Raw genomic sequence first — 7642 nt, 5'->3', positions numbered from 1 at the left:
GTTATGGCTCGGGTCAGTCCGCCTTGGGGCGACCCTTTTTGATGGGCGCCAGGCCCGTGAGCAGCGCGCGCACCTTGGCGTCGCTCAGCGCCTCGAGCGCGTGCAGGGCCGCGCGCAGCACCTCGCTCTTCTTGACGGGCTGCTTCCACTCGATGGCGCGCAGCTTGATGCGGTCGATGATGTCGAAGTCGGGCTGCGGCATGGTGAAGGAGTCGCGCACGACCTTGGGGGCCTTCGCAACCTTTGCGGGCTTGGCCGCTTTCGGAGCTTTGGCCGGCTTGGCGGCGGCGGCGGGGTTGGCAACCTTGGGCGCCTTGACCGGCTTCGCAGCTTGGGGTGCCGGCTTCTTGACAGCCACTTTTTTCACCACCACCTTCTTGACGGCGACCTTCCGGGCAGAAGCTTTTTTGGCGGGCGCCTTGCTTGCAACCGCCGTTTTGGCAACGGCCCGCTTTGCAGCAGGCTGGCTGGCGGTTTGTTTGACGGTGGCCGTGGGCTCAGGGGTTGGCGAGGTGGTTTGGCTCATGACTGCGTGACAACATTGTGAAAACACGCATATCGTATGAACATTTCGCCTTCAATGGCAAGCGACAGGCAAATTTCGCCCTTCGTGTTCGCGCACCTGCAGCATCACCTGCTGCCCGGCACGCAGGCCCTCGAGGTCGACGCCAGGCGTGCTGCGGGTCAATGCCCACTCCTGCATGTCCTCTGATTGCACCCAGGCGAGGCCGGTGCGAGGCAAGACCTCGATCACCTTGACGGCGACCACTTTGGTGTCAGCAGGGCTTGGATGCATGGCGAACTCCTCAATCAACCAACACAAGACACAGCGTCTTGATGATCGATTGTCGTGCAGGCCACACGTTTTGAAACTGATCCCCCCGCGTTCCGATTGATCCGTTCAGATCACGCCACGCAAGCATGATCCGATCGGCTCATGGGGTTGCCGCGTGGTTTCGGCAAGCGTGTCACGGGCCGTGTTCAGACTCCGCAGCAAACGATCTTTCGGAGCTGTCCCATGAAGTCCCTCGTCCGCCCCGCCCTGTTTGCCGCCGCCCTGAGCCTGGGCCACGCTGCCCACGCCGCCAGCCCCGTTGCCATCACCGAGTGGATGTACAACGGCAGCGAGTTCATCGAGTTCACCAACCTCAGTGGCGCCGCCCTCGACCTGACGGGTTGGTCCTTCGACGACGACTCGCGCACCGCTGGCACCGTCAGCCTGTCGGACTTCGGCACCCTGGCCGCCGGTGAAAGCGTGATCCTGGCCGAAGACGACGCCGCCACCTTCCGCACCAAGTGGTCGCTGGCCTCGGGCGTCAAGGTCATCGGTGGCAACGGCACCAACCTGGGCCGCAACGACGAGATCAACCTCTACAACGCCAGCGGCGCCCTGGTCGACCGCCTGCGCTACGGCGACACCAACTTCGTGCCCGGCAGCATCCGCACGCAAGACATCAGCGGCAACCCAGGCAGCCTGGCCGTGCTCGATGGCAGCGACGCCACGGGCTGGGTGCTGTCCTCGGTGGGTGATGCCTTCGGCTCTTACGCCAACGCAGACGGGCACATCGGCAACCCCGGCGTCTTCACGCTGGCTCCCGCCGTGCCCGAGCCATCGCAATACGCCCTGACGCTGGGTGGCCTGCTGGCCATCGGCGCCCTGGCCCGCCGCCGTCGCCAAGGCTGATCGGCCCGCGCCCCCGCACACCTTGTACCCATCGGAGTTGTCCCCATGAAGTCCCTGTTCACCAAGCTGGCCACCGCCGCCACCCTGGCCCTGCTGTCGGCCGCACCCGCGCACGCTCAAAACGCCCTCAACCTGGGCAACTACCAGCTCACCGGCAACCACACCATCGCATCGCTGGGTGGCCTGGGTCTGGAGGCTTCGGCCGTGACCTACGCCCGCGATCGCGGCTCGCTGTTCATCGTCGGCGACGAAGGCCTGGGCGTGGTCGAGATCTCTCGCACTGGCCAGACGCTGGGCACCATGTCCTTCAACTGGGCCGGCACCGGCAGCTCCAACAACGACGCCGAAGGCCTGACCTACCTGGGCAACGGCCGGCTGGTCGTCGTTGACGAGCGCCCGCAGATCGCCTACCAGTTCGACTACAGCAACGGCGGCAGCGTCGCCCTGAACAACCAGCCCAAGGTGGCCATCACCGGCAGCACCACCAGCGTCAAGAACGTGGGCACCGAAGGCATCAGCTACGACCCGCTGACGGGCAAGTTCTTCAGCGTCAAGCAAGACGACCCGGCACAGCTGCGCGAACACTCGCTGACCTTCGCCGTGGGCGGCGGCACGGCCACCAACAACGTGCTGTTCTCGGGCGCTTCGTCGGTGTTCGGCTTGAACAGCCTGTCGGACATCCAGACGCTGTCGGGCGTCGACGCCCTGGTCGGCACCAACGCCGCCGACAACCTGCTGGTGCTGAGCCTGGATTCGCGCAAGCTCATCGAGATCGACCGCAGCTCCGGCAGCATCCTCAGCCAGTTCGACCTCAGCGGCGTGACCACCCAGGCCATCGAAGGCGTGACCATCGACGAGCGCGGCACCATCTACCTGGTGGCCGAAGATTCGGGCACGCCCAACTCGCGCCTGTTCGTGCTGAGCGCCGTGCCGGAGCCCGAGGCTTACGCCCTGATGGCTGCTGGCCTGGCTGCGGTGTTCGTGGCTCGCCGTCGCCAACGCGGCTGACAAGGCCCCGGGCTTGCCACCAGGCATGCCGCCCGGCGGCCTGGAGGCGTCACAGCCCCAGCTCGGTCAGACCGGGGTGGTCGTCAGGCCGCCGCCCTTGTGGCCAGTGGAACTTGCGGTCCACTTCGGCGATCGCGTGGTCGTTGATGCTGGCGTGGCGCACGGCCATGTACCCGTGGTCGTCGAACGCCCAGTTCTCGTTGCCGTGCGAGCGAAACCACTGGCCGCTGTCGTCTCGCCATTCGTAGACGAAGCGGACCGCGATGCGGTGCGTGTCGTGCGCCCAGATTTCCTTGATGAGGCGGTAGTCGTGTTCCTTGGCCCATTTGCGGCGCAGGAAGGCATCGATCTCTTCGCGCCCCTGGATGAATTCGGCGCGGTTGCGCCAGCGGCTGTCGCGCGTGTAGGCCAAGGCCACGCGTTGGGCGTCGCGGGTGTTCCACGCGTCTTCGGCCAACCTGACCTTTTTGATGGCGTCCGCGCGGTCAAACGGTGGCAGCGGAGGGCGTGGGGGATCGATTTGGGTGTTCATGTGTTGTCCTGATGGTGGCAAGGGTCCTCAAGGGCGCGTCAGCGTGACCTTGTCTTTCAAGGTCACAAACTCTTCGGCGGCGGAAGGGTGCAGGGCCACGGTGGCGTCGAAATCGGCCTTGGTGGCGCCCATGCGGATCGCGATCGCCAGCCCCTGGATGATTTCGGGGGCATCGGCACCGACCATGTGCGCACCCAGCACCCGCTGGCTGTGGGTGTCGACGATCAGCTTGACGAGGGTGCGCTCGTCGCGGCCCGCCAGCGTGTGGCGCATGTTGCGGAAGGTGGAGCGGTAGATGTCCAGGCTGGTGTGCTCGGCCCATGCCGCCGCTTCGCTCAGCCCGACGGTGCCCACGGGTGGTTGGCTGAACACGGCGGTGGGCACGCACTGGATGGCGCTGCCAACGGGCGTGGGCCCGAACAGCCTGTGCGCCAGGGCCGCGCCTTCGCGGATGGCCACGGGCGTCAAGGCCAGGCCGTTGGTGACGTCGCCCACAGCGTGGATGCTGGGGACGTTGGTGGTGCCGTGCTCGTCGACGACGATGCCGCCCTCGGCGTCCAAGGCCACGCCCACTTCATCCAGACCCAGGCCCTGGGTTTGAGGGCGGCGCCCGGTGGCGTACATCACCGCATCGAACACCTGGGGTGCGGCAGCGTGGCGCATCGTCACGCTCAAGCTGCCGTCGGGTAAGCGCTCGATGCTTTGCACCTCGTTGTTCAGCAGCAGCTGGACGCCCTTGTTCTGCATCTCGGCTTGCAGGTGGCTGCGCACGTCCTCATCGAAGCCGCGCAGGAGCTTGTCGCCCCGGTGGCTCAAGGTGGTTTGCGCTCCCAGGCCCTTGAAGATGCCGGCGAACTCCACCGCGATGTAACCCCCGCCCACGATCAGGATGCGGCGCGGCAGTTGGGGCAGGTCAAAGGCTTCGTTGGAGGTGATGGCGTGCTCGATGCCAGGAACGGATGGCAGGTTGGGCGTGCCGCCCGTGGCCACCAGGATGTGTTGCGCGGTGTGGCGCTGGCCATTGACCTCCACCGTGTGCGGGTCGATCAGGCGGGCGTCGCCATGCAGGACCTCGACCTTCGACTGGCCGAGGTTGCGCTCATACAAGCCGCTCAGGCGGGTGATCTCTTTGTCTTTGGCGGCAATCAGCGCGGGCCACGAGAACTCGGCCTGCGGCACGCGCCAGCCAAAGCCGGCCGCATCGTCGAAGGACTCGGCGAATTGGGCCGCGTAGACCAGCAGCTTCTTGGGCACGCAGCCCCGGATCACGCAGGTGCCGCCGTAGCGAAAGCGCTCGGCGATGGCCACCTTGGCGCCCAGGCTGGCGGCAACCCGGGCCGCGCGCACGCCGCCGGAGCCTCCGCCGATGACAAACAGTTGGTGGTCGAAATCAGGCATGTCGTCCTCGTTCAGGTGTCAGGAAGCCTCGGGGCATGTGGCCTTGCAGCGTCGGGTGAGCCTCGATCAGGCGGCGATTGCGCTGGGCCAGCGCCCCCGTGCCCAAGTGTGGCGCCCGCCCGGCATCGGTGTCGTAGTTGGCACGTTGAAACCCACTGTAAAAGCGCGTGTTGCCCTGGTCTCGGCCATAGGGGCGCGAGGCGATGGACAGCCGAGCCAGCAAGCGCGGGTCGATCTGGCGGCTGAAGCGGGCAAAGCCGTCGAACAGAAAGGTCTCGTCGACGTGCCGGTCGCTGTGTTGAATCAAGGCGTCCATCAGCTCGTAGATGAGTTGGTGGGGCTGCGATGGGTCAAAGCGCACGCACAGGCGCAAGTCCGCGAACTCGGGCAGATCGCCCTCTTCGGCACGGCCGGGTGCCTGCTCGCCCAGGGTCACTTCGACCCAGGCTTGCCCACCAAAGAAATGGAGCGAGCGCAGGTGCAGCGTGCGCTGGGCAAAGCGCAAGCCGGCCAGGACATGTTGAACGCGCTCGGCATCGGTGGCGTTGTTCACCCGAGCGTGTGTCAGCCATTGGCGCTGTTGCACCAGCATGGGCAGGTCCAGGTGATTGCTCAGCGCGGCACTGCTGGCGCCATGGCGGCCATCGCGGAGGGTCAGCAACTCGCGAACCTCGTGCTCGCGGGCCTTTTTGATCGCCAGGAAGATGGTCTGCACGATCTCGGAGCTGGGGGTGTCGGCATCGATGCGCCACTTGCGGCCGTAAACCAGCTTGGCGGGGCGCACGGCCTGGCCACGGTCGTAGTTCTCGCGCCCGATCAAGCCGATCTGGATGTGCATGCCGTGCTCGTCTTGCGAGGCAAACACCAGGGTGTGCGCATCGAAGCTGACCCGCGCAGCGATCTCGGACAGCGAGGCCAGGTCGTGGTGGTAGGTCACGTAATGCTGCGGGATGCAGTCCATGCCGCTGGGCAAGCGCACCAAGGGGGCATGCGGCATGACCCGCTCGCCGGGCAAGCCGGCTTGGGTCGGATGAACAGCGGTGGATGGGGTGGCAGACATGGTGTGACCTCGTTGATGAAGTCATTCTGATTAGTTCGACTGTCGATGTGAATACATGCTCAACGCAATGAACCAGTCCGCTGAATGGAACAATCAGCCCGCCAGTGCGGCCAAGGCCCGCTGGGTGGCAGGGCGGGTCGTGATGGCATGCACCCAAGCCTGCACAGCGGGGTAGGGCGTCATGTCCATGCCCAGGTAAGTGGGGGCCACGCGCAGCCAGCCAAAGTGGGCGATGTCGGCGATGGAGTAGCTTTCGCCCGCCAACCAGGGGGTCGTGGCCAGGCGGCTTTCCAGCACGGCGGTCAGGCGGAGCGACTCATCCTGGTAGCGTTTGACGGCCACGGTCAGCTCGGGTGCGTTGCGCTGAAACCAGCCGGCCTGCCCGAACATCGGGCCCACACCGCCCACCTGGAAGAACAGGTATTCGAGTGCGCGGGTGCGGCCCACGGTGTCGGAGGGGATCAGCTGGCCAAAGCGCTCGGCCAGGTGCCACAAGATGGCGCCCGACTCGAACACCGACAGCGGCCCATGGGCGCCAGGGGCATCGTGGTCGACGATGGCCGGGATGCGGCCATTGGGGTTGATGCGCAGGAAGTCGGGCTGCTTCTGGTCGTTGCGGCCCAGGTCCAGCTTGTGCAGGACATGGGGCACGCCCATCTCTTCCAGCGCCATCGGGATCTTCAGGCCGTTGGGGGTGTTGGCGGTGTAGACGTCGATCATGTTGGTTCCTTGGGGTGGCGTCAGGGGGTCAGGGGGTCACAGGTCCAGGGTCAGCGCATCGGACTGCGCCCGGGAAACGCACGGGCACATTTGCCCGGCGGCTTGTTGTTCGGGGCTCAGGTAGCTGTCGTGGTGCACCACCTCGCCTGCGGTGGCGCGCACCACGCAGGTCCCGCAGGTACCGGTGCGGCATCCCGAAGGCACAGGGACGCCCGCGTTCTCCAGGGCCTGCAGCAGGCTCACGTTGGCAGGCACCTCCACGGTCTTGTCCTGTTTGGCGAGCTTGGCGACGAAGGGGTGGCCTGGGTGGGCCGTGTCCAGCACAAAAGCTTCGTAGTGCACGCGTTCGCTGCTCAGGCCCTGCTGGCGGGCGGCTTCGTTGACTGCGTCGATCAGGCGAGCGGGCCCACACACGTAGAGGTGCGATCCCGTCGGGGCGCTTTGCAGCAAGGCGGCGACGTCCAGCTTGCGGTTCGCCGAAGCATCGTGGGACACCAGGCGACTGCCGATCTGGCGCTCCAGGCGGTCCAGGTAGGCCGCCTCATTTCGCGAACGGTAGGCGTAGTGCAAAACGAACTCGCGGCCTTGGGCCAGCAGCTCCAGCGCCATGGCTTTGATTGGCGTGATGCCAATGCCAGCTGCCACCAGGATGATGGGCCCGGCCGAGTCAACCAGCGCAAAGTCATTGCCGGGCACGTTGCAGTTCAAGACCATGCCCAACTCGAAGGTGGCGTGGATGGCGGCGGAACCGCCCTGGCCCGTTGGCTCGTGCAGCACGGCGATCTCGTAAGCATCGCGGCGCGTCGGGTTGGAGCTGATCGAATAGCGGCGCGAGGTGAGCACGCCAGATGGCAGGGCCACGGGCACGTCCAGGTGCGCGCCGGCCTGGATGGCGGGCAGGGCACCACCGTCCACCGTGCGCAGCTCGTAGGCCCTCACGCGCGGCGTGAGTTGGCGGATGCCCGTGATGCGCAGGGGCAGGGGGCCCGAGCCCAGCACCTGTGGGCTGGGTGCGCGTTGTGGCGCGGATGCCGGTGCGGCGATCGGTTGAGGGGCAGCATGCCTGGCCGCGTCCAGCTCCGCCTTCAGCGAAGCGATCTCGGCATGCAAGGGCGCCACGGCCTCCTGCACCTCGGCCTCGGTGAAGCGCGGCGTGATGTGCTGCGGGCAGTTCCAGTCGTAGGCTTCGATGGTGATGACGAAGGCGCGCTCGACCCGGGCTCGGTAAGAGGGCAACTCC

Annotated in this window: 9 protein-coding genes; 2 read left to right on the top strand and 7 right to left on the bottom strand. The window is 66.3% G+C overall.

Translation table 11 applies throughout. The annotated features are described in order from the left end of the window. Nucleotides 1-13 precede the first annotated feature (13 nt). Both B2W70_RS07400 and B2W70_RS07395 read right to left on the bottom strand, forming a co-directional pair. Nucleotides 14-367: a hypothetical protein gene (locus B2W70_RS07400; RefSeq protein WP_286744346.1), complete on the bottom strand. Its 354-nt coding sequence runs from the start codon at nt 365-367 to the stop codon at nt 14-16. Nucleotides 368-577: 210 nt separating this feature from the next. Then, nucleotides 578-796, bottom strand: a complete 219-nt coding sequence (locus B2W70_RS07395) for a hypothetical protein (protein ID WP_152987491.1) — start codon at nt 794-796, stop codon at nt 578-580. Nucleotides 797-1018: 222 nt separating this feature from the next. Here B2W70_RS07395 and B2W70_RS07390 point away from each other — a divergent pair, with 222 nt between their 5' ends. Together B2W70_RS07390 and B2W70_RS07385 are read left to right on the top strand one after the other, a co-directional pair. After that, nucleotides 1019-1684, top strand: a complete 666-nt coding sequence (locus B2W70_RS07390; RefSeq protein WP_286744345.1) for a lamin tail domain-containing protein — start codon at nt 1019-1021, stop codon at nt 1682-1684. A 45-nt stretch (nt 1685-1729) separates the two neighbouring features. After that, nucleotides 1730-2692: an SdiA-regulated domain-containing protein gene (locus B2W70_RS07385; protein WP_286744343.1), complete on the top strand. Its 963-nt coding sequence runs from the start codon at nt 1730-1732 to the stop codon at nt 2690-2692. A gap of 49 nt (nt 2693-2741) precedes the next feature. Here the strand turns inward: B2W70_RS07385 and B2W70_RS07380 are convergent, their stop codons facing one another. From B2W70_RS07380 to B2W70_RS07360, 5 genes are all read right to left on the bottom strand, one after another. Then, a complete protein-coding gene (locus B2W70_RS07380) occupies nt 2742-3224 on the bottom strand; it encodes a nuclear transport factor 2 family protein (RefSeq protein ID WP_286744340.1) in 483 nt (160 codons plus the stop codon). A 27-nt stretch (nt 3225-3251) separates the two neighbouring features. Then, nucleotides 3252-4622, bottom strand: coding sequence for a glutathione-disulfide reductase (gene gor / locus B2W70_RS07375; RefSeq protein ID WP_286744337.1), 1371 nt, complete (start codon nt 4620-4622; stop codon nt 3252-3254). Further along, on the bottom strand, nt 4615-5682 hold the full coding sequence (locus B2W70_RS07370; RefSeq protein WP_286744336.1) for a hypothetical protein: 1068 nt from the start codon (nt 5680-5682) through the stop codon (nt 4615-4617). The genes gor and B2W70_RS07370 overlap by 8 nt, the downstream gene beginning before the upstream one ends. 93 nt (nt 5683-5775) lie before the next feature. Next, nucleotides 5776-6402 (bottom strand): glutathione binding-like protein, encoded by a 627-nt coding sequence (locus B2W70_RS07365; protein WP_286744334.1) that lies wholly within the window; start codon nt 6400-6402, stop codon nt 5776-5778. 36 nt (nt 6403-6438) lie between these two features. Continuing rightward, on the bottom strand, nt 6439-7642 hold a 1204-nt coding region (locus tag B2W70_RS07360; RefSeq protein WP_286744331.1), incomplete at its 5' end, for a PDR/VanB family oxidoreductase.

It is taken from the genome of Aquabacterium sp. UBA2148, from assembly GCF_002328915.1.
In the GTDB taxonomy this organism is placed as follows: Bacteria; Pseudomonadota; Gammaproteobacteria; order Burkholderiales; family Burkholderiaceae_C; genus Aquabacterium; species Aquabacterium parvum.
Note: the sequence above shows the minus strand (reverse complement) of the source record. Positions and strands in the feature narration are given on the sequence as shown.

Coding starts and splice junctions, on each gene's coding strand:
- B2W70_RS07395 (WP_152987491.1), bottom strand. CDS start 796: ATGCATCCAAGCCCTGCTGACACCAAAGTGGTCGCCGTCAAGGTGATC.
- B2W70_RS07390 (WP_286744345.1), top strand. CDS start 1,019: ATGAAGTCCCTCGTCCGCCCCGCCCTGTTTGCCGCCGCCCTGAGCCTG.
- B2W70_RS07385 (WP_286744343.1), top strand. CDS start 1,730: ATGAAGTCCCTGTTCACCAAGCTGGCCACCGCCGCCACCCTGGCCCTG.
- B2W70_RS07380 (WP_286744340.1), bottom strand. CDS start 3,224: ATGAACACCCAAATCGATCCCCCACGCCCTCCGCTGCCACCGTTTGAC.
- gor (WP_286744337.1), bottom strand. CDS start 4,622: ATGCCTGATTTCGACCACCAACTGTTTGTCATCGGCGGAGGCTCCGGC.
- B2W70_RS07370 (WP_286744336.1), bottom strand. CDS start 5,682: ATGTCTGCCACCCCATCCACCGCTGTTCATCCGACCCAAGCCGGCTTG.
- B2W70_RS07365 (WP_286744334.1), bottom strand. CDS start 6,402: ATGATCGACGTCTACACCGCCAACACCCCCAACGGCCTGAAGATCCCG.